This is a genomic window from Bordetella genomosp. 13, assembly GCF_002119665.1.
Classification (GTDB): Bacteria; Pseudomonadota; Gammaproteobacteria; order Burkholderiales; family Burkholderiaceae_B; genus Bordetella.
On sequence record NZ_CP021111.1, the window covers coordinates 3,006,493 to 3,031,612 of the forward strand.

20 protein-coding genes and 1 tRNA gene are annotated in these 25,120 nt (G+C 69.3%); 4 read left to right on the forward strand and 17 right to left on the reverse strand.

The genetic code is table 11. From position 1 onward, the window contains the following. Positions 1–311: 311 nt before the first annotated feature. The 4 genes from CAL15_RS13525 to CAL15_RS13535 form a co-directional block, all read right to left on the reverse strand. Positions 312–3,803, reverse strand: coding sequence for a UvrD-helicase domain-containing protein (locus CAL15_RS13525; RefSeq protein ID WP_086079077.1), 3,492 nt, complete (start codon positions 3,801–3,803; stop codon positions 312–314). A gap of 46 nt (positions 3,804–3,849) precedes the next feature. Then, a complete protein-coding gene (locus CAL15_RS13530; protein WP_086079078.1) occupies positions 3,850–6,522 on the reverse strand; it encodes a PD-(D/E)XK nuclease family protein in 2,673 nt (890 codons plus the stop codon). A 77-nt stretch (positions 6,523–6,599) separates the two neighbouring features. Beyond that, positions 6,600–6,731 carry a hypothetical protein gene (locus CAL15_RS24770; RefSeq protein WP_269768274.1) on the reverse strand — a complete coding sequence of 44 codons (132 nt, stop codon included), beginning with the start codon at positions 6,729–6,731 and terminating at the stop codon, positions 6,600–6,602. Between the two features lie 22 nt (positions 6,732–6,753). Beyond that, positions 6,754–7,962 (reverse strand): MFS transporter, encoded by a 1,209-nt coding sequence (locus CAL15_RS13535; protein ID WP_086079079.1) that lies wholly within the window; start codon positions 7,960–7,962, stop codon positions 6,754–6,756. A 173-nt stretch (positions 7,963–8,135) separates the two neighbouring features. Here CAL15_RS13535 and CAL15_RS13540 point away from each other — a divergent pair. Beyond that, positions 8,136–8,210, forward strand: a tRNA-Arg gene (locus CAL15_RS13540). Between the two features lie 257 nt (positions 8,211–8,467). Then, positions 8,468–9,712, forward strand: a complete 1,245-nt coding sequence (pbpG, locus tag CAL15_RS24660; protein WP_232467966.1) for a D-alanyl-D-alanine endopeptidase — start codon at positions 8,468–8,470, stop codon at positions 9,710–9,712. A 53-nt stretch (positions 9,713–9,765) separates the two neighbouring features. Here pbpG and CAL15_RS13555 read toward each other — a convergent pair whose 3' ends face one another. The 5 genes from CAL15_RS13555 to CAL15_RS13575 all read right to left on the reverse strand — a co-directional run bounded on the left by CAL15_RS13555 (position 9,766) and on the right by CAL15_RS13575 (position 13,682). Beyond that, positions 9,766–10,143 carry a ribbon-helix-helix domain-containing protein gene (locus CAL15_RS13555; RefSeq protein WP_086079082.1) on the reverse strand — a complete coding sequence of 126 codons (378 nt, stop codon included), beginning with the start codon at positions 10,141–10,143 and terminating at the stop codon, positions 9,766–9,768. A gap of 170 nt (positions 10,144–10,313) precedes the next feature. Beyond that, positions 10,314–10,892 carry a DJ-1/PfpI family protein gene (locus CAL15_RS13560; RefSeq protein ID WP_086079083.1) on the reverse strand — a complete coding sequence of 193 codons (579 nt, stop codon included), beginning with the start codon at positions 10,890–10,892 and terminating at the stop codon, positions 10,314–10,316. A gap of 330 nt (positions 10,893–11,222) precedes the next feature. Further along, positions 11,223–11,711, reverse strand: coding sequence for a Cys-tRNA(Pro) deacylase (gene ybaK, locus CAL15_RS13565; RefSeq protein WP_086079084.1), 489 nt, complete (start codon positions 11,709–11,711; stop codon positions 11,223–11,225). Between the two features lie 75 nt (positions 11,712–11,786). Then, entirely contained in the window at positions 11,787–12,719 is a 933-nt protein-coding gene (gene xerD, locus CAL15_RS13570; protein WP_086079085.1) for a site-specific tyrosine recombinase XerD, read from the reverse strand. Positions 12,720–12,788: 69 nt separating this feature from the next. Further along, complete coding sequence (locus CAL15_RS13575; protein ID WP_086081084.1) at positions 12,789–13,682, reverse strand: LysR substrate-binding domain-containing protein; 894 nt, start codon at positions 13,680–13,682, stop codon at positions 12,789–12,791. Between the two features lie 135 nt (positions 13,683–13,817). Between CAL15_RS13575 and CAL15_RS13580 the strand changes: the two genes are divergently transcribed. Continuing rightward, positions 13,818–15,518 (forward strand): thiamine pyrophosphate-binding protein, encoded by a 1,701-nt coding sequence (locus CAL15_RS13580; RefSeq protein ID WP_086079086.1) that lies wholly within the window; start codon positions 13,818–13,820, stop codon positions 15,516–15,518. A gap of 82 nt (positions 15,519–15,600) precedes the next feature. Beyond that, entirely contained in the window at positions 15,601–16,794 is a 1,194-nt protein-coding gene (locus CAL15_RS13585; RefSeq protein ID WP_086079087.1) for an acyl-CoA dehydrogenase, read from the forward strand. A 161-nt stretch (positions 16,795–16,955) separates the two neighbouring features. Here CAL15_RS13585 and CAL15_RS13590 read toward each other — a convergent pair whose 3' ends face one another. The 8 genes from CAL15_RS13590 to CAL15_RS13625 form a co-directional block, all read right to left on the reverse strand. After that, positions 16,956–17,396 carry a MaoC family dehydratase gene (locus CAL15_RS13590; protein ID WP_086079088.1) on the reverse strand — a complete coding sequence of 147 codons (441 nt, stop codon included), beginning with the start codon at positions 17,394–17,396 and terminating at the stop codon, positions 16,956–16,958. Positions 17,397–17,564: 168 nt separating this feature from the next. Beyond that, positions 17,565–19,127, reverse strand: a complete 1,563-nt coding sequence (locus CAL15_RS13595; protein WP_086079089.1) for an acetolactate synthase large subunit — start codon at positions 19,125–19,127, stop codon at positions 17,565–17,567. A 203-nt stretch (positions 19,128–19,330) separates the two neighbouring features. Next, positions 19,331–20,353, reverse strand: coding sequence for an amino acid ABC transporter substrate-binding protein (locus CAL15_RS13600; RefSeq protein ID WP_086079090.1), 1,023 nt, complete (start codon positions 20,351–20,353; stop codon positions 19,331–19,333). 313 nt (positions 20,354–20,666) lie between these two features. Beyond that, positions 20,667–21,407 carry an amino acid ABC transporter ATP-binding protein gene (locus tag CAL15_RS13605; RefSeq protein WP_086081085.1) on the reverse strand — a complete coding sequence of 247 codons (741 nt, stop codon included), beginning with the start codon at positions 21,405–21,407 and terminating at the stop codon, positions 20,667–20,669. A gap of 20 nt (positions 21,408–21,427) precedes the next feature. Further along, positions 21,428–22,120 carry an amino acid ABC transporter permease gene (locus CAL15_RS13610; protein WP_086079091.1) on the reverse strand — a complete coding sequence of 231 codons (693 nt, stop codon included), beginning with the start codon at positions 22,118–22,120 and terminating at the stop codon, positions 21,428–21,430. Positions 22,121–22,147: 27 nt separating this feature from the next. Next, positions 22,148–22,933: an ABC transporter substrate-binding protein gene (locus CAL15_RS13615; RefSeq protein WP_086079092.1), complete on the reverse strand. Its 786-nt coding sequence runs from the start codon at positions 22,931–22,933 to the stop codon at positions 22,148–22,150. Between the two features lie 34 nt (positions 22,934–22,967). Further along, complete coding sequence (locus CAL15_RS13620; RefSeq protein WP_086081086.1) at positions 22,968–23,876, reverse strand: arginase family protein; 909 nt, start codon at positions 23,874–23,876, stop codon at positions 22,968–22,970. A 295-nt stretch (positions 23,877–24,171) separates the two neighbouring features. Then, positions 24,172–25,011: an IclR family transcriptional regulator gene (locus CAL15_RS13625; RefSeq protein WP_086079093.1), complete on the reverse strand. Its 840-nt coding sequence runs from the start codon at positions 25,009–25,011 to the stop codon at positions 24,172–24,174. Between the last annotated feature and the right edge of the window lie 109 nt (positions 25,012–25,120).

The following is a 25,120-nucleotide window of genomic DNA, read 5'->3' on the forward strand; positions in this document are numbered from 1 at the left end:
CTAGCAGAACGGGCTGGACGCCCGTTCTGCGACGGATGCAAGTCGGCGGGCCCCGGGGGGCCTGTATGTGCGCCCCCTCGCCGGCCCTCCCCCCGAGGGGGAGGGGGTGGCGCATGGCGCCAGGGTTTTGGGGCTTTTGCTTTAGCGGGAGGGGTGGCTGGCGGGAGCAGGATGGCGCATGGCGCCAGGGGGGATGGGCTTTTGCTTGGGTGGAGGGGCGGTTGGCGCCAGGGTTTGGGAGCTTTTGCTGGCTGGAGAAGTGGCTGGCGGGCGGCGTGGGGCGCATGGCGCCCGCCAGCCCTCGGGCCCGTCTACAGGTCCAGCCACATTTTCGCGCGTGGAAAATACAGCGCCGCGCGCGCCGCGCGGCCGTCCAGCGCCGTGACCTGGCGGCAGTAGCGTTCGAGCTGGTCGCCGTGACGTTGGCGCATGCGTTCGGCGAAGGCCGCCTCGGGCTCGCCGGGCCGCGGGCGGCCCGTCTTGTAGTCGACGATCAGCCAGCCGTCTTCCGTGCTGAGCGCCAGGTCGATCACCGAGACGCGGCCCGTCGCGTCGATCAGGGGCCATTCGCGGCGGGCGCCGGATTGGGAGAGCAGCCACAACCCGCGCTCGTGCGTCAGCGTGGCGACCAGGGTTTCCAGTACCGCGTCGGCGGCATCGCCCGCCAGGCGGGCCGGCACGCCGGCGCGCGTCAGTTGCTTGCGCAGCAATGGCAGGCGCTGGCGCAGCGCGTCGGCGGGCCAGGCCTGCGGGCCGTCCTGGCCGATGCGGGCCAGCCACGCGTGAGCCAGCGTGCCGATGGCGGCATCGTAGGCCGCCTCCAATTGCCATGCGGGATGGTCGGCGCCCTGGTTCCATTGGCGGGCGCCGGCCGGCGGCATGGCGAAGCCGGGGTTCGCGCACGCGGCGGGCTGCGCCGCCAGGCGCGTGACGGATTCGTCGGCCAGGCGGCGCAGCGGGCGGCCGCGCACCGCGCTGCGGGCGTCGGCATCGTCCGCCGAGTCGGCGCGCCAGTCGGGCGGCGGTTGGCGGCTTGCTTCGGGCAGGGCATCCCACAGGCGCGCCAGCAGGCTGCTCGCCACGGGAGGCTTGGCCTTGCCCGTTTCGGGGTCCACGGTCACGTTGCCGACCAGATGCAGGCGATGGCGCGCGCGCGTGGCGGCCACGTACAACAGGCGATCGGTCTCGTAGGCGGCGCGGCGCTGCTCGCGCTGCATCAGGTAGCGCGAGATCGGATCGGGCTCGCGCTCGGCGCGCGGCTTGACCGGCCCGAACAGCACGCGCTCGCCGCGCTGCTCGAAGATGACCAGCGGCGCGCGGTCGCCGCGAGGCGACCGGTGCAGGCCGTACAGGATCACCGTGTCGAACTGCAGGCCCTTGGACTTGTGCATGGTCATGATCTCGACCGTGCCGCCCTGCCCCTCCGTGGCCGGCGCCGGCGCGGCATACAGGCGCGCCAGCGCGGCGTCCAGCCTGGCCGGATCCAGCCCGCCGTGCGGGGCCAGGCGTTCCAGCAGCGCAAACAGGCTCTCGGCGTCCTCGGCGGCGCTGGCATCGGCATACAGCGCAGCTCCGCCCAGCCGCCGCCACAAAGACTCTATCCACGCGGCCAGCGGCAGCGCGCCCGCGCGGTTGGTGTCGTCCAGCAACACATCGGCCGCGTGCAGCAGGCGGCGCAGCTCGGCCTCGGGCAGCAGTTGCCGCGCGCGGCCGGGCTGCGCCGCAGGTTCGTCGAACAAACCCATCTGGGGCGCCGGGTCGTCGAACAATCCCCTCTGCGGCGCATCGTCGCGCGCGGCCGCGGCGGGACGCGCGACGTCCTCGCGCAGGGCCTCGGCCAACAGCACCGGAATCGGCGTCTCGAGATCGTGGCCGAACAAGGCATGCAACGTATCCAGCGTCAGCCCGCACCATGGGGCGCGCAGCACCGACAACCACGCCAGCCGGTCGGACGGATGCGACAGCGCGCGCACCAGTTGCACCAGGTCCGACACCACTTCGCGCTGCGCCAGCCGCACCAGTTCGACGGCGCGGCAGGCGATGCCTTCCTGCGTCAGGCGCCGCACCAACTGCCCCAGGTGGCTGCGCGTACGCACCAGGATGGCCACGGGATGACGGCTGTGCGGGCCGGCTTCGTCCAGCGCCTGGCGCACCAGGTCCAGCACCAGGCGTTCGGCCTCGGCGTCCGATTGCCCGGTGCCGGCCAGACCGAAGGCGCCGTGAAAGCGCACCGCGGTTCCGGGCAGCTCGGGGTTGAAGGCCTGCGAGTCGGTATACGCGATGGCGCCGGCCGCCGCGTCGTTGCGCGCCGGCAGCAGCGATCGGAAGGTGGCATTGACCCAGTCGACCACGCCCGCCTGCGAACGGAAGTTGTCGGCCAGGTTGAGGAAGTCGGGCAGGATTTCGCCCACGCCGCGCTCGGCGGCCTGCAGGAACAATCCCACCTCGGCCTTGCGGAAGCGGTAGATGGACTGCATGGGGTCGCCCACCAGGAACAGCGTGCGGCCATCGCCCTGCTGCCATCCTGCCGTCAGCGTGGACAAGAGGCGGATCTGCGTGAGGCTGGTGTCCTGGAACTCATCCACCAACAGGTGGCGGATGGAGGCGTCGAGCTTCAGCAGCAGTTCGCCGGGGTCCTCGGCGCTGCCCAGCGCCAGGGAAGCGCGCTGCGCGATCTCGATGAAATCGACCTCGCCCGTTTCGGCGAAGCGCAGGTGCAGCTGCGCCACGGCCAGCTTCAAGGTCATCAGCTGCGCGCCCAGCACGCGCCACTGTTCGTCGCTGAACTGGGCGGGCGGCGCGTTGCGCAACGCATGCAGCAGGCCGATCCAGCGTCCCGTGACGTCGGCCGAGTCCAGCCAGTCCGCGAAGGGCGCCTTGTGTTCGCATTTGGGCGGAAAGCCCAGGTTCTTGTTGACGCCGCGCGAGCTGCGCAGCTCGCCCTTGCCGGTCAGCAGCAGGTGCGCCAGGGCCTGCCAGCGATCGAGCATGGCCGCGTGCGGATGCAGCTCGTCGTCCCAGTCGCGCAGGGCCGCCAGGAGATGTGCGGGCCCGCCTTCGTCGAGCGCGGCGGCCGCCATGCGCGCGGGCCCGCGCAGCGCCTCCTGCCAGCCCAGCGGCATGGCCGAATGCACGGCGTGCAGATCCTCGGCGATGGCCTCGGCCAGTGCATCCTGCAGGGCTTCGCGGTCGGTGCCGTGCTCGAGCAGCGGCAGCCATTGGTCGCGCTGGCCCAGCATGCCGGCCAGGGCCTCGCGCGCGGCCTGCGTGTCCACGTCCAGGTGCGACAGCAGGATGCGCACCGCTTCGAAGTCATCGGCCAGGTCCAGCGTGGCGCGCGCCGCGGCCTCGTAATGCGCGCCGGCGTCGTCGGCGATCTGCGGCATGCCGCCCAGCTCCGACAGCCACGGCATGCCGCGCACCAGGCCGGCGCAGAACGAATCGATGGTGCGGATGGCCAGCCGGGCCGGATGCCGCAACAGCTTCCAGCCCTGCTCGGCATCGCGCGCCAGCGCCGCGCACGCCAGTTCCCAGCTGCGCCGGCCATGCTCGCTGTCGGGCGCGGGACCCATCGCATCGCGCAGCTTGCCCAGCACGCGCGCGTGCATTTCGGATGCGGCCTTGCGCGTGAACGTGATGGCGACGATTTCCTCGGGCCGCTGCACCGTGGCCAACAGCGCGAGGATGCGGTCGGTCAGCAGTTCGGTCTTGCCCGAACCTGCCGGAGCCTGCACCAGGAAGGAATGGAAGGGGTCCAGCGCGCGGGCGCGGGCGGCGTGGTCGGAAGGCTGCTGGGCGCTCATCGCCGCGCTCCCGCGCAGGAGTTTCCGGAATTCGCTGTCATGCTCGTCATTCCTCGTCCTCGGCCTCCAGGTTCAGCCGCAGGAACGGCATGGCATCGCAGTACTTCAGGTCGTCGGGCCGCGCCGCAAAGTTGGCCGCGTAGCCGGAGGCGTATTCGTCGGCCAGGCCTTCGATGGCGCCGCGCCAGCGCGCCAGCAGGTCGGTCCACGCCACGCCTTCGAAAGCCTTGGTGGCTTCGGCGGGCGACACGCCGGCCAGGCCCAGGTCGGCATCGGCCAGCCCCTGCGCCGCGACCTGGCGCGCGTGGATCTGCGCCAGCACCAGCGCGGCCACGCCCGCCTCGGGCTGCTCGTCCGCCAGCACCGCGGCATAGAACGGCAGCTGCAGGTTCACCGGACGCGCGCGCGACCAGTCGGATTCCGGATTCGACGGGCTCATGCCCGTCTTGTAATCGACGATGACGGCCCTGCCATCCGGCAGGCGGTCCATGCGGTCCAGCCGCACCGTCAGCGACAGCGCGCCGCGCGTCCACTGATGTTCGGCCTCGACCTGGCCGATCTCGAACGGGGTGCGCTGTGCCTCGAGATCGAGCCAGTCGCGCAGCACGGAGTGCGCGCGGCCGCACTCCAGCGCGCGCAGCGCCGCGGGGTAGTCGGCCAGCGTATCGTCGGAGGCCTGCGCGATCGCCTGCTCGAGCAGCGCGGCCAGGCGGCCCTGCTCCATCGCTTCATGCAGGCGCTCCTGGTCGGGCAGCATGCCCCACACCAGTTCGAGGGCGCGGTGCAGGAACTGTCCGCGCACGCTCATGGCCGCGGCGTCGGCGTAGTCGGCCAGCGCGCGTCCGCCCAGGCGATGCCGCACGAAGGCCCACAACGGATTGCGCGCCTGCGTGTCCAGCACATCCAGACCGCCGGTTGCGCCCACGGCGTGCCCGTCGCCGGAGGGCGCCGGCAGCGGCGGGCCGCGTTCGTCGTCCAGCACCTGTTGCGGCAATGCGGGCGCGGCTGTCGCCACGGAAGGCCGCCACTCGGTCTCGCGCAGGTCGGCGATCAACGGCGAGGGCCGCAGTTCGCGCTCGCCCTCGGTGTGCGCGTGGCTGACGATGACCTCGGGCGCGCAGGTGCACAAGGCCGCGTAGAGCGTCTCGGCCCACTGGCGCTCGCGCTCGGGCGTCGCGCGTGGGGCGCCCGCGGCCTTCAGCACGGCCAAGGGCAACAATGGATTGGGCTTGGGCGAGGCAGGCAGCACGTCGTCGGTCAGGCCCAGCAGCCAGATGCCGTCCCACGAACCGCCTTCGGCCTCGAGCAGGCCCAGCACGTCGAGCCGCGCCAGCGGATCGCGCTGCGGCTGGAAGGTGGTGGCCTCGGCCGCACGCGCCAGCAGGCGCACCGCGGCGCGTCCGTCCAGCGGACCCGCGGCCGGCGCCAGCGCGCCGTACCGGCCCAGCAGTTCGCCGAACGCGCCCACCACCTGGTACGCCACACTGTCCAACGGACGTTCGCCGGGATAGCCCAGCGCGCCCAGCGTCGCGCGCATGACAGGCATCCATGCGTCGGTGGCGGCCTGTCCGTTCAGCGCCCGCCATGCCTCGATGGCCTGCGGCCACGCCGCCGCCACCGCGGTGCCCGCCAGGTCGCGCAGCCAACGCGACTGCGCCAGCGTGGCCGCCCCGCGCCGGCGCCAGCGCGCATCGGCGGCCGCGAGGCGCGCCGCATCGCGCACGTCGCCCGCGCAATGCCCGGCCAGCAGCGCGCCGCCCATGACGGACGCCTCGGCGCGGCCCGACTGGGCCATGCACGCCAGCGCGTCCAGCCAGGCCAGCGCCGCGCGCACGGCCGGCCATTCGGACAACGGCCGGCCCACCGCCACGTTGTACGCATGACCGCCCTCGGCCAGCGCGCGGCCCAGCACGCGGCGGGCAAAGGGAGACTCGTCCTCGAGCTGAGCGGAGACGATGGCGTAGCGGCCCTCGGGATGCTCGGCCAGCCGCTGCGCCGCCCACTGTGCCGCACAGCGCCATTCGGTGCCGCGATCGTGCGCGCCGTAGCGCTGCGGCACGGCCGCATCGCGCTGCCCGTCGGTCAGCCAGGCCAGTTGCGCGCCGCCGTCGCGCAAGGCCTGCAGCAGCGACTCGAAGCGCGGAGACACCTCGGCGAATCCGGCCAGCACCACGTGGGGCGGCGCGCGCAGCGTTCTCTGCTGCAACGCAGACAGCACGCGTTCGTAGACGCGGCTGGCATCCTCGGCATCGATCTCGCGCAGGCGCCGCCGATAGTGCGCTCGCCAGCGCGAGAAGCCGCGGTACTCGTCGGTCTCTCCGCCCGCCGGCACCCGCAGTCGCCACTCGTCCATCAACGCGTCGGCATCGACGGCCAGCCGGGCGGCCTGCGCCGTGTCCAGCAGCACGCGCTCGGATTCTTCCTCCGAGATGGCGCTCACCCACAACATCTGCGCGGCGAATGCATCCAGTCGATAGGCAGGCAGGTCGGCCCCGGGCTCGAAGGCCAGTTCGTCGGCCGCCTCGCCGAGCCAGGCCGACAGCGGCACCACGCGCGGCAGTTCGCTGACCTGGCGCTCGCGACGCAGCTGCTGCGCAAGGTCGAGCACCAGCCGGCGCGCCAGGCGGTTGTTGACGGTAAGCACCAGCGTGCCGGCCGCGGGCAATGCCGCCACGTCCGGCAGCGCGATGGCCGCACGCACGGAGGATTCTTGGATCATGGATGCAAGCGCGCCGAGGCCGGCGCGCGGGTCGAATGAGCGATCACGAAGGCGCTAGGATAGCGTCCGCCGCCGCCTCAGAAACCGCACATCGCGGCCAGTGTTTCCCAGCTGGCGCGCATCTGCGGACTGCGGTAGCCCAGAAAGGCCAATCCCAGCACCGCCGCCAGCGCCAATCCGCCTATCCAGCGCCACGTTCGCGTCATCATGCGAGGCTCCTCGATCAGGGAACTAGGCGCCCTGCGCCGCCGGCTGTCCGACCGGGCGTTCCTTCACCGGCAGGCACAGCAGGGCGGCCGCCACGGCCAGCGCCACGGACACCCACCACACCAGATCGTAATTGCCATCGCGGGCATATACAAAGCCGCCCAGCCACACGCCGCTGAAGCTGCCGACCTGATGGCCGAGGAACACGATGCCCGACAGCGTGGCGGCGTAGCGCAGCCCGTATATCTGGCCGATCAGGCCCTGCGTGAGCGGCACCGTGCCCAGCCAGAAGAAACCCATCCACGCCGCGAACGCATACAGCACCGGCGGCGACAAGGGCAGCGCGAGCAGCAGCACGATGCCCACGGCGCGCAGGGCATACATCCCCGCCAGCAGCCGCTTCTTGCTGTACTTTCCGCCGAGCTTGCCCGCATAGAACGAGCCGAACACGTTGCACAGCCCGATGAGCGCGATGGCGGTGGCGCCATGGCCCGCATTCATGCCGTTGTCCTGCACGAAGGCGGGCAGGTGCAGCGTGATGAAGGCGGTGTGAAAGCCGCAGACGAAATAGCTCCAGAACAGAAAATGGAAAGACGGGTGCCCCACCGCCTGCCGCACGGCGGCGCCCAGCGATTGCGTGGCGCCCGTTGCCGCCGCCTGCGCGACACGGCCGCGCAGGTACCAGGCCATCGGCACCGCCGTGGCGATCAGCAGCGACAAGGCCCACAGCGCCGACTGCCATCCCAGGCCGTCGATCAGGACCTGACCCGACGGCACGACGACGAACTGGCCCATCGAGCCGCCCGCGCTGGCGATGCCCATGGCGGTGCTGCGATGGGCGGGCGGCACGGCGCGCGCCACGATGGGCAGGATCACGGGGAAGGTGGTGCCCGCCTGGCCCAGGCCCACCAGCACGCCGGCCGTCAGATACAGGGTGAGCTCGTCGCCGGCGTAGCGCGTGCCTATCATGCCCAGCGCATACAGCACCGCGCCCAGCGCGATGGTGCGGCCGGAACCATAACGGTCCGCCATCATGCCCATCAGGATGCAGGCCAGGCCCCACACGAGGTTCTGCAAAGCGAAGGCCATGGAGAACACGTCCCGCCCCCAGCCGTGGGCCAGCCCCATCGGCGGCATGAAGAGGCCGAACGTGGCGCGCACGCCCATGGCGAGCAGCACGACGAGCGTGCCCAGCGCGATGATGCGCATGGAAGCGGATTCGGATTGCGGCATGGAACCGGCCTTATGAGTGTTGTGATGGGCGGCGCCCCCTCCTCGGGGCGGCCCCGGCGCGCGAGGCGACCGTCATCATACGCGCTGTCGACGCGAGGGCGCCGCCGCGCGCGCCGCCGGACGGCGCGTACTGGTAGACTTACGGTCTTTCCGCCCGCCGCGGCGGAAAGCGTCTCGCCGTAGTTAAATGGATATAACCGGCCCCTCCTAAGGGTCAATTGGTGGTTCGATTCCACCCGGCGAGGCCATCGCCTCCGTTGTCCTTTCCCCTCCAGCCTGTCCCGCGCCCCGCAGCACCGACGATGTTGGTTTGCCTGGGTGTTTTTGCCGCATCTGCAATACGGACCTAATTAAAACTGTGCAATGATGTGCGGCATGCTTGCGAAGCAGCTAAAAAGTCTGTTTAATTTCCGCACGTAACTCACTAATTTGGCTGGGCTTTTTTAGCACCGTTCGAATCGGCACGGCGCAATATCCCCATACAAGTTCTGGATCTGCTTACACCATGGCTCTACACTGGATCCGCGCAACCGTGGCGGCGGCTACCCTGGCGATAGGGGCGGGCGTGCTGGCCGCGCCCATGGCGTACGCGGCCGCGAATCCCTGCAAGAGCCAACCCTCGTCCGCGGCGTGCAAGAAACAGCAGGCCAGCGCCAAGTCGACCGGCGCGAAGAAAACCGAGACCAAGAGCGCAAGCAAGAAAGCGTCGACCGCCAAGTCCGAGTCCAAGGCCGCGGCCAAGTCATCCTCCAAGACCGCCTCCGCCAAGAGCGGCGCCAGATCGGCCACCAAGACGTCGGGCAAGTCCTCCGCCAAATCGTCGTCCAAGTCCGCGGCCAAGAGCAGCGCCAAGTCCTCCAGAACGGCCAAGGCCAGTGCCAAGACAACGGCCGCCCAGAAGCGCAGCGCCAAGGCCGCGGCGCGCGAACGCTCGCGTGCCGCCGCCCGCAAGGTCGTTTCCGACCCCACGGTGCTGGCCGCCGTTTCCGATCCGCGCGAAGACATCGCCGCGCTGCGTTCCAGCACCGCCTATGTCCAGGATCTCGAAACGTCGGACGTGCTCTTCGCCAAGAACGAGAACGTGGTACGTCCCATCGCCTCCATCTCCAAGCTGATGACCGCGCTGGTGGTGGTGGATGCCAACCTGCCGATGGACGAGGTGCTGCAGATCTCGGAAGAAGACGTCGACGTGCTCAAGCACAGCAGCTCGCGCCTGGACGTGGGCACGCAGCTTACCCGCGGCGACATGCTGCACCTGGCGCTGATGTCTTCCGAGAACCGCGCCGCGCACGCGCTGGCCCGCCACTATCCGGGCGGCCTGCCGGCCTTCGTGGCCGCCATGAATCAAAAGGCGCAGGCGCTGGGCATGACCAGCACGCACTTCGTCGAACCCACCGGCCTGTCCAGCGAAAACGTCTCTTCGCCGCGCGACCTGGCCCGCATGGTGCGCGCCGCCTCGCAGCGCCCGCTGATCCACCGCTACTCCACCGACACCGAGTACGAGGTCGAGGTCAAGACCCGAACCCAGACCTTCCGCAACACCAACCTGCTGGTGCGCAAGCCGGACTGGGACATCAAGGTGTCCAAGACCGGCTACATCAGCGAAGCCGGCGAATGCCTGGTGATGATGGCGCGCATCGACGGCCGCGACCTGGCCATCGTGCTGCTCGACTCGCAAGGCAAGCTGTCGCGCATCGGCGATGCTGTGCGCATCCGCCGCATCCTGCAGAACCAGGTGGCAATGCTCTGATGCTTTGATGCGGATCGGCCGGCCGCCGCGGCGGGCCGGCGCCTGTCGGGACGCTACGCGGCCCGCGCCGAGGGCGCCTCGTCGTACAGCCCCTCGGGCAATCCCCTCAGCACCTCGCGCACGTCCAGCCCGCGTATGGGCACGCCGGCATCGGCCGGGATGCGGCCCTGAGCGATCAGCAGTTGATAGCGCAGGCAGCACACCCGCAGGAAGGACGTGAAGTTCGCGGCCTGGCCGCGGTGGGCGACCAGTTCGTCGTACAGGCGCTCGATCAGCTGCGTCACGCGCATGCCGTCGCGGGCGGCGATCTCCTGCAGCACGTTCCAGAACAGCTTCTCGAGGCGCACGCTGGTGGCCGCGCCGTGCAGCCGCAGCGAGCGCGACTCGGGCGCGTAAGAATCCGGGTCGGCGCGGATGAAGATTTCGCACATGGCAGTCTCCTGGTGGCGAGCGCTGCGGCCAATGTACGATCATCGCGGCCCGCGCGGCAAGGCGGCCCCCCACCGGCCGATGTCCGCCGCGCCGGGACGGCCCGGTCTGCCCCTCGGTGCGTTCCCTCACGGAGGAAGACCGGGACAGCGCAGCGAGACCGGGGCCAGGTTCAGTGCGAGATGCGCGTGCCCAGTACTTCGAGAAACTGCGCCATCCAGGCGGGATGCGCCGGCCACGCGGGCGCGGTGACCAGGTTGCCGTCGGTGTGCGCCTGGTCGATGCCGATCTCCGCGTAGGTGCCGCCGCCCAGGCGCACCTCGGGCGCGCAGGCGGGATAGGCCGAGCACGTGCGCCCTTTCAGGATGCCGGCCGCGGCCAGCAGCTGCGCGCCGTGGCAGATCGCGGCGATGGGTTTCTTCGCTTGATCGAAGTGCCGCACGATGTCCAGCACGCGCTCGTTCAGGCGCAGGTATTCGGGCGCGCGTCCGCCGGGGATGACCAGGCCGTCGTAGGACTTCGGGTCGACCTGGTCGAAGTCGTGGGTCAGCTTGAAGCGGTGGCCGGGTTTTTCGCTATAGGTCTGCGCGCCTTCGAAATCATGGATGGCGGTAGCCACGGTGTCGCCGGCCTTCTTGTCGGGGCACACGGCGTGGACCGCGTGGCCGACTGCCAGCAGGGTCTGGAACGGCACCATGGTCTCGTAGTCTTCGGCGTAGTCGCCGACCAGCATCAGCAGTGTCTTGCTCATGTCGTCTCCGCAAAAGGGCGCGGCGCGGACCATCCGGCCGCAGAGTGTCACGATTGTTATTGGTGTTGTCGCGGGGACATTGTGCTTGGGCAGCGGGATGGATAGGTGGTATGTGGATACCTCTTGCCGCCGTTGGTCGCCTCCGCTATGTGCCTCGCGGACTTTGTAGCCGTTGTCGTGTGCTGCGGAGGGTTGTGTTCTTCTGGCCGCGGCAGGCGCACCTGCGAAGTCTCGTCCTCGCGCTGAAGCGCTGCGGGCGCGACTTCTCCGGCACGCCTGCCGCTGTCAGCAACGCAATTCGGAGCAAAGGCAGGCAGAGGAGAGAGGAAACTACTCCAGCGCCACGCTCACCGGTTTCGCATCCAGCAGCGCCACCAGTACCTTGGGGTCGATGTTGACCAGGTAGCCGCGGCGGCCGCCGTTGATGTAGATGCGGGGGCATTCGAGGACAGTGGCTTCTACCCAGACGGCCATGCGCTTGCGGGTGCCGAAGGGCGAGGTGCCGCCTACCTGGTAGCCGGAATGGCGTTGGGCCACCTCGGGCTTGCAGGGCGCGACCTTTTTCAGGCCGGCCTGGCGGGCCAGGTTCTTGGTGGAGACTTCGCGGTCGCCGTGCATCAGCACCACCAGGGGCCGCGCGTCCTCGTCTTCCATGATGAGCGTCTTCACCACGATGTGCGGGTCCACCCCCAGCTGGCGCGCCGACTCGTTGGCGCCGCCGTGGTCGACGTAGTCGTAGGGGTGTTCGGTGTAGTCCACCTTGTGCTGCTTCAGGAACTGGGTGGCGGGCGTTTCGGAGACGTGGCGGGCTTTGCTCATGGCGCGATCGGTTGAAAGCTGTCGTCCGCGTCGGCGCGGGCGGCGTTCACGGCAGCAAGTGTAGGCGACGCCGCATCAACCTCTTGGATGATGCGCCGCATGCAGGGCCTTCAGGCGCTCGCGCGCCACGTGCGTGTAGATCTGCGTGGTGGAGATGTCGGCATGGCCCAGCAGCATCTGCACCACGCGCAGGTCGGCGCCGTGGTTCAGCAGGTGCGTGGCGAAGGCGTGGCGCAGCACGTGCGGCGACAGCGGCGCGCGGATGTCGGCCTGCAGCGCATACTTCTTCACCAGTTGCCAGAAGGCCTGCCGCGTCATGGCCTGCGTGCGCGCGGTGATGAACAGCGCGTCGCTGACGCGCGCGCCCGCCAGTTCGGGCCGGGCCTGGCGCAGATAGCGGTCGATCCAGTGCGCCGCCTCGGCGCCCAGCGGCACCAGGCGGTCCTTGCCGCCCTTGCCCAGCACCACGCGCACGACGCCCTCGTTCAGGCTGACGTCCAGCGCGCGCAGGCCCACGAGCTCGGAGACGCGCAGCCCCGTGGCGTACAGCGTCTCGAGCATGGCGCGGTCGCGCAGGCCGCGCGCCGTGTCCAGGTCGGGCGCGCGCAGCAGCGCATCCACCTGCGCCTCGGACAAGGTCTTGGGCAGGCGCGGCGGCTGCTTCGCGGCCACCAGCGTCAGGCAGGGATCGCGCGGGCTGCGGCGCTCGCGCAGCGCCCAGGCATAGAAGCGCCGCAATGCGGCCAGCCTGCGGTTGGCGGTGGTGGGCCGGCTGTCCTCGTGGCGCGCGGCGAACCAGCCCTCGATGTGCGCGGCCTCGGCCTGCGCCAGCGGCACGGGCGCGGGCCAGCCGCTGGCCGCGGGGGTCTCGATCCAGGCTGCGAAGGCCGTCAGGTCGCGGCGATACGCGGCCAGCGTGTTGGCCGCCAGGCCGTCTTCCAGCCAGACGGCGTCGATGAATGCGTCGATATCGGCCTGCGAGGCCAGCGGAGTTGCGGAGACGGACATGTCGCGTGAAAGAGGCCCTGTGGGCCCGCCCGCGCCGCGCGGGCGCCGGCCTTGGGCCGATGCCGCATTCTACGGCGTGGCCGCCGTGGACTTCAGCCAGGTCTCGAACACCTTCAGCGCCTCGGAGCGTTCGTCGCGCCGCGGGTAGCCGAAGTAGTAGCCCTGCTCCACCGCCAGCGCCTGCGGCACCGGCATGGCCAGCATGCCGGCGTCCAGCGCCGGCTGGGCCAGGAAACGAGGTATCAGCCCGACCCCCAGCCCCGCCTGCACCGCGGCCATCACCATGGTGAAGAGTTCGTAGCGGGGGCCGCCGGCCGCACTGGGACCGTAGGGCAGCTGATTGGCCTCGTACCAATGGCGCCACGCATCGGGACGCGAACTGAGGTGCAGGTGCGGCAGCGCGAGCGCCCCGGCCCGCGGCCGCTTGCCGCCTTCGGCCAGGTGCGGCGCGCACACCGGCACCAGCTCGCGCTCGGGAAACAGCAGCACGCCCTGCGTGCCGGGCCACAGCCCGTCGCCGTGATACAGCGCGGCATCGAAGGGCTGGTCCTTGAACTGGAAGGGCAGCGTGCGCACCGACAGGCTGACGGTGATGTCGGGCTGCAGCCGTTGGAAATCGGCCAGCCGCGGGATCAGCCAGGTGGTGGCGAGCGTCGGGACCACCGCCACGTGGATGCTGCGTCCCATGCCGGTGCGGCTGACCAGGCCGAACGTGTCCTTCTCGATCTGGTCCAGGTGATGGCGGATGCGTCCGGCGTACTCGGCGCCATGGTCGGTCAGCACGATGCGGCGCCGCACCCGCGTGAACAGCTGCACGCCCAGGCGGGCCTCGAGGCTGGCCACCTGGCGGTAGACGGCGCTGTGCGTCAGCGCCAGCTCTTCGGCCGCGCGCGAGAAGCTGCCGAGCCGGGCGGTGGCTTCGAAGGCCTGCAGCGCGCTAAGGTTGGGAATGCCGTTTCTCATGGGGCGTAGAGCCTTGCCGGTGGTGCGGCGCAACACGCGATCGACGTTCGCGCAGGTCAAGATGTTGTGCAATTTTATCAATTGCATTGTGCTCGCCAGGCACACTATGCTCGAACGCTCTCATACCGTTCAGCCATGACCCAGACCTCCACTTCCGCGCACACCGCCCGCCTGGGCGGACACATCCTGGTCGACCAGTTGGCCATCCACGGCGTCAAGCACGTCTTCTGTGTCCCCGGCGAAAGCTACCTGGCCGTGCTGGACGGCCTGCACGACGCCAACATCGACATCACGGTGTGCCGCCAGGAAGGCGGCGCGGCCATGATGGCCGACGCGCACGGCAAGCTCACCGGCGAGCCGGGCATCTGCATGGTCACGCGCGGGCCGGGCGCCTCCAACGCGCTGGCCGGCGTGCACATCGCCATGCAGGACTCCACGCCGCTGATCCTCTTCGTCGGCCAGATCGAGCGCGGCATGCGCGAGCGCGAGGCCTTCCAGGAAATGGATTACCGCGCCGTGTTCGGCACGCAGGCCAAGTGGGTCACGGAAATCGACCAGGTCGAACGCATTCCCGAACTGATCTCGCGCGCGTTCCACGTCGCCACCTCGGGCCGGCCCGGCCCCGTGGTGATCGCGCTGCCCGAGGACATGCTGACCGAGACGGCCAGCGTGCCCGACGCCCCGCGCTACGAAGTCATCGAGACCTCTCCCTCGGCCAGCCAGATCGAGTCGCTGGGCCGCATGCTGGCCGCGGCGCGCTCGCCGGTCGCCATCCTGGGCGGCACGCGCTGGGATGCCCGCGCGGTGCAGCAGTTCGCCGACTTCGCGCAGCGCCACGCGCTGCCGACGGCGGTGTCCTTCCGTCGCCAGATGCTGTTCCCGGCCGACCATCCCTGCTACATCGGCGACGTGGGCCTGGGCATCAATCCCGCCCTGCTAAAGCGGGTCGAGGAAGCCGACCTGGTGCTGCTGGTCGGGGGCCGCATGTCGGAAAGCCCCAGTCAGGCCTACACGCTGCTCGACATCCCCGTGCCGCGCCAGAAGCTGGTCCACGTGCATCCGGATGCCGCCGAGCTGGGCCGCGTCTACCGCGCCAATCTGGCCATCAACGCCTCGCCCACCGCCTTCGCGCAGGCGCTGTCCGAGCTGCCCGCACCGGCCGCCGCGCCCGCCTGGGCCGCCGACACGCAGGCCATGCGCCAGTCGTACCTGAAGTGGAGCGATCCCGCCGCCATCCAGACGCCGGGCAAGCTGCAATTGGGCGCCGTCATGGCCCACCTTGAAAAGACCCTGCCCGCCGACGCCATCATGACCAACGGCGCCGGCAACTACGCCACCTGGCTGCATCGCTTCCATCGCTTCACCCGCTACGGCACGCAGCTGGCGCCGACCTCGGGCTCGATGGGCTATGGCCTGCCCGCCGCGGTGGGCGCCAAGCGCGTGCAGCCGGACAAGACCGTGGTGTGCTTCGCGGGCGACGGCTGCTTCATGATGCACGGCCAGGAATTCGCGACGGCGGTGCAGTATGACCTGCCGATCCTGGTGGTGCTGATCGACAACGGCATGTACGGCACCATCCGCATGCACCAGGAGAAGCACTACCCCGGCCGGGTGTCCGCCACCGAACTGCGCAATCCCGATTTCGCGGCGTACGCGCAGGCCTTCGGCGGCCACGGCGAACGCGTGGAGACCACCGAGCAGTTCGCCCCCGCGCTCGAGCGCGCGCTGGCCAGCGGCAAGCCCGCCATCCTGCATTGCCTGATCGATCCCGAAACCATCAGCCCCAGCACCACGCTGGAAAAGATCCGCTCCGCCGCCCTGAAGGCGCAAGGCTGAGCCTGCGCGGCCCGCATCCCTGCCGCGGGCCGCACCGAACACTTTAGATTTAAACTTTCCGAATTCTCACGGAGTCACCCGCATGTCCTCGACGCCCTCTTTCCACTGGCAAGACCCCCTGCTGCTGGATCAGCAGCTCACCGACGAAGAACGCATGATCCGCGACGCCGCCGCGGCGTACGCCCAGGACAAGCTGGGCCCGCGCGTGCTGAACGCGTTCCGCAACGAACAGACCGACCCGGCCATCTTCGCCGAGATGGGCGAACTGGGCCTGCTGGGCGCCACCATCCCCACCGAGTACGGCGGCGCCGGCCTGAACTACGTCAGCTACGGCCTGATCGCCCGTGAAGTCGAGCGCATCGACTCGGGCTACCGCTCGATGATGAGCGTGCAGTCGTCGCTGGTGATGGTGCCCATCAACGAATTCGGCAGCGAAGCGCAGAAGCAGAAGTACCTGCCCAAGCTGGCCGCCGGCCAATGGATCGGCTGCTTCGGCCTGACCGAGCCGAACCACGGCTCCGACCCCAACGGCATGGAAACCCGCGCCGTCAAGACCGCCGACGGCTATCGCATCAGCGGCAACAAGATGTGGATCACCAACTCGCCCATCGCCGACGTGTTCGTCGTGTGGGCCAAGTGCGTGGGCGGCGAGTTCGACGGCAAGATCCGCGGCTTCATCCTGGAAAAGGGCATGAAGGGCCTGTCGGCCCCCGCCATCCACGGCAAGGTCGGCCTGCGCGCCTCGATCACCGGCGAGATCGTGATGGACGAAGTCGACGTGTCCGCCGAACAGATGATGCCCGGCGTGTCGGGCCTGCGCGGCCCCTTCACGTGCCTGAACTCGGCCCGCTACGGCATCGCCTGGGGCGCGCTGGGCGCGGCCGAAGCCTGCTGGCACACGGCCCGCCAGTACACCCTGGACCGCAAGCAGTTCGGCCGTCCGCTGGCCGCCAACCAGCTCATCCAGAAGAAGCTGGCCGACATGCAGACCGAGATCACGCTGGGCCTGCAGGGCTGCCTGCGCCTGGGCCGCATGAAGGACGAGGGCACCGCCGCCGTCGAGATCACCTCGATCATGAAGCGCAATTCGTGCGGCAAGGCGCTGGACATCGCGCGCCTGGCGCGCGACATGCTGGGCGGCAACGGCATCTCCGACGAGTTCGGCGTGGCCCGCCACCTGGTGAACCTGGAAGTCGTGAACACCTACGAAGGCACGCATGACGTGCATGCGCTGATCCTGGGCCGCGCCCAGACCGGCATCCAGGCGTTCAGTTGATCATCGCCTGACGCGGCGCCGGGCATCGCGCCCGGCGCTTGGCCAGCCGCACGCGCCGCCGGCAGCATGCCCGCGGCGCGTTTTCATTGGGGTTTTGGACGACGCACGGGGCCGCGCGCCCGTGCCCGGCTATGCAGCTTGCAGGAAGCCGGCGCGCCGCGTCAGTTGTCGGCCAGGTCGAACAGGCTGGTGGCGTCCAGCTCGAGCACGGCTTCATTGTGCTGGTTGTAGATGATCCATGCCCAGGTGATGATGCCCAGGCCTTCGCGCGAGGACGAGATGCGCGCGGCATGCACGCGGGCCTCGAGGCGCAGTTCGTCGCCGGGCCGCACGGGCACGCGCCAGCGCACTTCGCCCAGGCCGGGCGAGCCGAACGACTCGGAATCGTGCAGGATGCTGTCCACCGCCATCCGCATGGCCAGCGCACAGGTGTGCCAGCCGCTGGCGATCAGGCCGCCCCAGCGGCCCTCGGCGGCCCGCTGCACGTCGGTATGGAACCACTGCGGATCGTACTTGCGGGCGAATTCGAGGATATCTTCCTGGGTGACCTTGAGCGGGCCGCCCTTGATGACCATGCCCTCGCGCAACTCGGCGAATTTCATCGCTGTCTTCCTTCCTATGGCGGCGCTCGCCTGCGCCGGGTGGGACGCCAGCGCGCGGCACCTGTCTACATTGCAGTGCAGCATTCAGCATAGACCAAACGGCGCCGTCCTGCCTGCGCCGCGTCGCGGCAGGTGGACGCGGCGCCGTCCGTCATGCCTGGCGGGCGCTCAGATCAGGGCTTCGATCAGGTAAGGCCCCTTGCGCGAGAACGCATCCTGCAAGGCCTTGGTGAAGGCTTCGACGGTGTCGACGCGTACCGCCTCCACGCCCATGCCGCGAGCCAGATGCACCCAGTCGAGGCTGGGATCGTCCAGGTCGAGCATGCGGCGGGCGTTTTCGCCCATCTGCTGCACGCCCACGTTCTTCATTTCGCCGTGCAGCGTCGCGTAGGTGCGGTTGGCGTAGACGATGGTCAGGCAGTCCAGGCGCTCGCGAGCCTGTGTCCAGAGCGCCTGCACCGTGTACATGCCGCTGCCGTCGGCCTGCATGGTGACGACCTTGCGGTCGGGGCATGCGACCGAGGCGCCGACGGCCAGCGGCAGGCCGATGCCGATGGCGCCGCCGGTCAGCTGCAGCCAGTCGTGCGGACGGGCCGAGATGTTGTACATCGCCAATTCTCGGCCCTGCGTGATCGACTCGTCGCACACGATGGCGTGCTCAGGCAGCAGGTGCGCGGTGATGCGGTTGATGGCGCTGCTGGTCAGCTTGCCGCTGACGGGAATCTCGGCCACGTTGGTGTCGGGCGCGCGCAGCTGCGGCGCATCGGCCGCGATGCCCAGTTCTTCGGCCAGCCATTCCAGCGCATGCGCCAGGTCCTGCTCGGGAGTGGCCATCTGGATGGCATTGCAATCCTTGGGCGCGAGCTTGCTGACCTTGCCGGGGTAGGCGAAGAACGCCACCGGATCGCGGGAGCCGATCAGGATCAGCTGACGCACCTCGGCCAGGAACTGCACGGCCTGGTCGACCGGATACGGCAGGCGGGGCACCGGCGTGCGCGTGATGCCGCGTTCGATGCGGCGATTCGAGGTTTCGCAGGCCAGGCGCGCGCCGGTGGCCTGCGCGATGCGGCCGGCCGCGGCCAGCGCGCGCCCCTGGAGCGCGGCGCCGCCCAGCAGCAGCATGGCGGGCTGGCCGCTGCGGATGGCCTGCGCGGCGGCTCGGATGGCCTGCGCGTCGGGCGCCTTCGGCGCTTCTTGCGGCACCACGACCGGCGCCGGCGCATCCGCGGGCAGGTCGGTCCAGGCGGCGTCCGCCGGCAGGATCAGGGTGGTGACGTTGCCCGGCGCCTGGCGCGCCACGCGGATGGCCTCGGCGGCCTGGCCCGACAGCGACGCGGCGTCGCTGATGCGGCCCACCCAATGCGACATGGGGCGCGCCACGGCGTCGACGTCGCTGGTGAGCGGCGCGTCGTACTGGACATGATAGGTGGCGTGATCGCCCACCACGTTGACCATGGGCGTGCGGGCGCGCTTGGCGTTGTGCAGGTTGGCCAGGCCGTTGCCCAGGCCGGGGCCCAGGTGCAGCAGCGTGGCGGCGGGCTTGCCCGCCATGCGCGCGTAGCCGTCGGCCGCACCGGTGACCACGCCTTCGAACAGGCCCAGCACGCAGCGCATGCGCGGCTTGCGGTCGAGCGCCGCGACGAAGTGCATTTCCGAGGTGCCGGGATTGGCGAAGCAGACGTCGATGTCGTTGGCTAGCAGGGTGTCGCAGAGGCTGTCGGCGCCGTTCATGGAAGATCGCGATGTCCGGAAGATAAAAGAAAAAGGCGGCCGTGCGGCCGCCCGTGCCTGTGGGCATGATAGGGATAGAAGGCGACCCGCGCTAGAACCATTGGCAGGCCGGCGCATGGAACCATTCCCGGGCCTGCGTGGCGCGGGTGGGCCGGGCACCTGCGTGGTGCACGGCCCGCCTGCACGTGCGCGGCTTCAGTGCGTCAACGCACCGGCCAGGGATACATCACGCCGCCCTGGTTCCACAGCGCATTGATGCCGCGCGCCAGGCCCAGCTTGCTCTGCTTGCCGACGTTGCGTTCGAAGATCTCGCCGTAGTTGCCCACCGCCTTGATGGCGTTGTAGGCCCACTTCTCGTCCAGCCCCATGTTCTTGCCGGCGCCGGGCGTCACGCCCAGGATGCGCAGCACGTTGGGGTTGCTGCTCTTCAACATCTCGTCGACGTTCTTCTGGTTGATGCCGTACTCCTCGGCTTCCATCAGCGCGAACAGGGTCCAGCGCACGATGCCCAGCCAGTTCTCGTCGCCCTGGCGCACCATGGGCCCCAGCGGCTCTTTCGAGAAGCGCTCGGGCAGGATCTCGAAGTCGTCGGGCTTGGACACCTGCGTGGCGCGCACCGCGGCCAGCTGCGAGGCATCGTCGGTGAAGGCATCGCAGCGGCCGGATTCGAAGGCACGCACAACTTCGGAAACCTTGTCGATGACCACGGGCGTGAACTTGATGCCATTGGCGCGGAACCAGTCGGACAGGTTCAGTTCGGTGGTGGTGCCCGGCTGCACGCACACGGTGGCGCCGTTCAGTTCCTTGGCGCTCTTCACGCCCAATGCCTTGCGCACCAGCACGCCCTGGCCGTCATAGAAGCTGGGGGCCACGGCGGCCAGGCCCAGCGAGGTGTCGCGCGTCTGCGTCAGCGTGACGGTGCGCAGCAGCACGTCGACTTCTCCGGACTGCAGTGCGGTGAAGCGCTGCTGCGTGGACAGGGCCAGGCCTTTGAACTTCTCGGAATCCCCGAACACGGCCGCGGCCACGGCACGGCAGATGTCCACGTCCATGCCCGACCAGACGCCCTTGCTGTCGACCGCGCTGAAGCCGGAAACGCCGTCGGTCAGGCCGCACTGCACGAATCCCTTTTTCTTCACCGCATCCAGCGTCGGGCCCGCGTGCGCCGCCTGCATGCCGCACGCCAGCGCGAGCGCCCCCACCACCATGGCAAATTGCCGCTTCATAGCACTGATCTCCTGAATATGGATAGGCCGCGCGCGTCCGGATAGGACGGTTGCGACATGACGTCCGATGTTTACGGACGGGGGCAATTTACGCCTGCCGGACCGCCCACGCAATGCGGGGCTCCGCACGTGGCACTACTGGCGTACGTCGAGGCAAGCTCGATGGCGATGCGCAGAGCGCGGCGTCGCCGTTCTCTGTTGCGTTCCGGGATCAAAAAAATGGCGCGTCACGCGCCGCCAGGGGCAGCGCCCTGCATGCGCCGCGGCGGCAGGAAGAACGCGCCGATCCGGCGATGCCTCGCCGGCGCCGGCGTCAGGCCAGGATCTGGCCCAGGAAGGCGCGCGCCCGTTCGGTGGAGGGGGACTGGAAGAACCGTTCGGGCGAGTCGGCCTCGACCACCCTGCCCTGGTCCATGAACACGATGCGGTCGCCGACTTCGCGCGCGAAGCCCATTTCGTGCGTCACGCAGATCATGGTCATGCCGTCGCGCGCCAGCTCGACCATGGTCTCCAGCACTTCCTTCACCATCTCGGGATCGAGTGCCGAAGTGGGTTCGTCGAACAGCATCACCTTGGGCTGCATGCACAGCGCGCGCGCGATGGCCACGCGCTGCTTCTGCCCGCCGGAGATCTGCCCGGGGTACTTGTCCGCCAACTGCGGAATGCGCACGCGTTCGAGGTACTGCATCGCGCGTTCGCGCGCCTGTTCGGCCGGCAGCCGCTTGACCAGCAGCGGCGCCAATGTGCAGTTCTCCAGCACGGTCAGGTGCGGAAACAGGTTGAAGTGCTGGAAGACCATGCCCACCTCCGCGCGGATGCGCTCGACGCTGGAGGTGTCCTCGCCCAGCTCGATGCCGTCGACCACGATGCGCCCGCGCTGGTGCTCTTCCAGGCGATTGATGAGACGGATGGTGGTGGACTTGCCCGACCCCGACGGGCCGCACAGGATCAGGCGTTCGCCGGCATGCACGTCCAGCGTCACGTCATGCAGCACCTGGTGCTGGCCATACCATTTGCAGACGCCGGACAGCGAGATCATCGGCTTGCCGGCCATGTTGCGAGTACCGTCCATGTTCATGCCTTGCTGACGTCGTGGTTGTCGCCGGCGCCGCTCCAGTAGCCCGGCACCGTCAGCCGCTTCTCGGAGCGGCGGAACAGCCAGGACAGCACGCTGCACATGGCGAAGTAGATCAGGCCCACCATCGTGTACACCGGCAGCGCCTGGAACGTCGCGCCGGCCAGCATCTCGCCCGCGCGCATCAGTTCGTAGACGCTGATCACGGCCACCAGCGAGGTTTCCTTGATGAGCACCAGCGTGTAGTTGCCCAGGGCCGGGAATATCGTGCGCAGCGCCTGGGGCAGCACGATGCGGTGCAGGCGCTGGCGCCGGTTCAGGCCGAGCGCGCGCGCCGCCTCGTACTGGCCGCCGTCCACCGACTGGATGCCGCTGCGGAACAGCTCTGCCAGGTAGGCGCCGAAGTTCAGCGACAGGCCCAGCACGCCGGCCGCGAAGCCATCGATGACGATGCCCAGCTCGGGCAGGCCGTAATAGATGTAGAACAGCTGCAGCAGCAGCGGCGTGCCGCGGATGATCTCGATGTAGCCGCGCGCCGCGCGGCTGAGCACCGGCGAACGCGACATGCGGCACAGGCAGACCAGCAGGCCCAGCGCCACGGCGAGGAAAGCGGAGCAGAAGAACAGCGCCAGCGTCCACGTGGCGCCTTCGGCTAGCGGCGTGAGATACATGCGCAAGGTGTCGAGGGTCATTGAGGGCTCCCGCGTGCTGCCGTGGCCTTACTTGCTCATCAGCTCGGGCACGCCCCACTTGCGCCCGATCTCGACCAGCTCTCCGTTGCTCTTCATCGTGGCCAGCGCCTGGTTCACGGCCTGCAGCAGCGCGGCGTTGCCCTTCTCGACGGCCATGCCGACCTGCCACTTCTTCTGCGGCTGATAGGCGGCGTCGAGCTTCACGCCGGGGATGCCCTTGCTCTTGATCTGGTAGACGATGCTGGGAGGATCGACCACGCCCAGGTCGATGCGGCCGGCCCGCACGTCCGCCAGCAGCGTGACATAGTCGGGATAGGTCGAGACCCGGGTCTTGGGCATGTCCTTGATCATGTTGAACTGCACCGAGTCGACCAGCACGCCGACGCGCTTGCCCTGCATGTCCTCGATGCGGGTGTACGGCTGGGCCGACTTCTCGGACACCACCACGCCCTCGCCCCACTCGTACACGGGCGCCGTGAAGTCGACGGCCTTGGCGCGCTCTTCGGTGATGAACAGAGGACCGGACATCAGGTCGGCGCGGCCCGAGGTGAGCGTGGGAATGAGGCCCGCGAACGGCACTTCCGTGAACGCCACCTTGGTCCCCACGTGCTTGGCCACAGCGGCTGCCACGTCGACCATGATGCCCTCCAGCTGGTTGGAGGCCGGATTCTTGAAACCATGCGGCGGCGCCGAGGCGGTGGTGACCACCTTCAGCGTGCCGTCGGCGCGCACCTCGTCGAGCGAGCGCGCGGCGGCGGGCTGCAGCAGCAGGCCGGCGACCAGCAGGCCGGCGGCGATCGTCTTGAACGTCATGTGTATTCCCCTTGTGAGTATGGCGGCCAGCGGTTCAGGCGGGCCGGTCTTGCGGATAGGCCTGGACCGCTGCGGCGGCCAGGGTGCAGCATTCCTGAAGCACGGTGGCGGCCAGGAAGGCAGTGGCGCCCTGCACGTCCTGCGGCGGCGAGACCGTGTTGACGTCGAACGCGACGAAGTTCAGGCCCGACAGGCTGCGCAGCAGCTCGAGGCCCTCGCGCGGCGACAGGCCGCCCCATTCGGGCGTGCACACGCCGGGCGCGCAGGACGGGTCGAAGATGTCCATGTCGAAGCACAGGTAGACGGGACGGTCGCCGATGCTGCGCTTGATGGTCTCGATGGCGGCGTGGCGGTCCGCCATGAACTCGTCGAACGGCATCACCGTGTAGCCCACTTCGCGGCCGTATTCGATGACGCCGCCCATGAACGACTGGCCTCGCGCGCCCACGTGATAGCTGGCGCCGACGTCCAGCAGCCCCTCTTCCGCGGCGCGCGTGAAGGTGGTGGCGGTGTTGTAGCCGGGGATGGGATAGGTGTCGGTATGCGAATCGATGTGCAGCACGACGAAGCCGGGATGGCGGTGCGACACGGCGCGCAGCTGAGGAAGCGTGACGGCGCCGTCGCCGCCCATCGAGATCGAGATGGCGCCGGCATCGAGCACCTGCGCGATGGCCGCCTCGATGCGGGGATACGACGCGTCGACGTCACCGGGCTGGCATATCACGTTGCCCAGGTCGACGGCGCGCAGGAACTCGGAAGGATTGTCCACGCCCACGCGGCGATACAGATCGAACGGACGAAGGAGACGCGACTGCTCGCGGATGGCATCCGGCCCTTGGCGGGACCCCACGCGGAACGGGTGCGTGCCGCAGTCGAACGGAATGCCGACCACGCATGCCCGCGGCGCGCCGTCCTGCGCGGGACGGCTGGCGGGCAGGCCCATGAACGTCAGCGTGGGCGAAAAAAGAGGCTGGTCGGACTGCTGCAAGAAGGACTCCCGGGGTGGATTCGGCGTCGGCGACGGGGCTGGCGCCGCACACGTCGTTGTATCGTTGTGCGATACGATCATGGCGTAAACAGATTATCAACGCGCCAATCCCCATACAAGCTAGGGAAAGCCCCTGAGCCGGTCTTTTAAACCTGAGCGGATTAGTTGGGTTTTGAGGCGGACTGCACAGCCCGGGTGCGATGGGCGCCTTGTCGGCCCCGCGTGCCGCGGCGTGGTGCGGCAGCGCTGCCTAGGCGGCCGCGTCCATGGCCGTCGGTGCGGCCATTTCGTAGAACGGATGCGAACGCCCCAGCGTGCGCGAGGCGCGTATGGCGTGCGCGGTCTCCAGCACCTGCGGCCCGAATACGGCCTGGGCTTCCGCGAACGTCCAGCGGCTGGAGGGCACCGAGATATTGACCGCGCCCACGGGCGTGTCGCCCGCGTCCAGCACGGGCGCGCTGATGGTGATGTCGCCGGGATAGAACTCGCCGTCGGACCGCGAATACCCGTGCCGGCGCGCGAACTCCAGCTCTTGCATCAACTGGTCCATGTCCGTGATGGTCGAGGCGGTGTAGGCCACGCGCTGGCAGCGTTCAAGCAAGGCCCGCGCGCGCGCCGGATCGAGCCGCGACAGCACGGCGCGGCCGGCCGCGGTGCAGTACAGCGGCAGGCGCATGCCCACGGGCATGTGCACGAACATCTGCTTGTGCGTGGCGAAGCGCGCCACGTAGACCATGTCGGTGCCGTCCGGCTCCGCCAGGCTGCAGGTTTCCTGGCTGGTGCGGTTCAGCGAATGCAGAAAGGGATTGCCGCCCAGCACCAACGAGCTGGTCTGGGTGTAGCGCATGCCCAGTTCCAGAGACAACGGGGCAAGCGAGAACTTCTTGCTGGTGGGATGCTTGCGCAGATAGCCCAGCGTCCACAGCGTGTGCGCGAAGCGCTGCACCGCGCTCTTGGTCAGGCCCGTGGCCTCGGCCAGTTCGGGCAGCGTCATGGCGGGCCGGCTCTCGCTGAACGCGCGCAGGAGCGAAATGCCGCGAGCCAGCGCGGAAACGAACAGGGGCGAGTCTTCGTAGGAAGCGGTGGACATGGCGCGACGTGGACGAAAGCGCGTAGCGTAGCGCATCTCGAGCCAACTATATCGCTGTCCGATGCATGACAGCCTAGGGGTATACGCTCACGCGTCGGCAAGAGGTTCG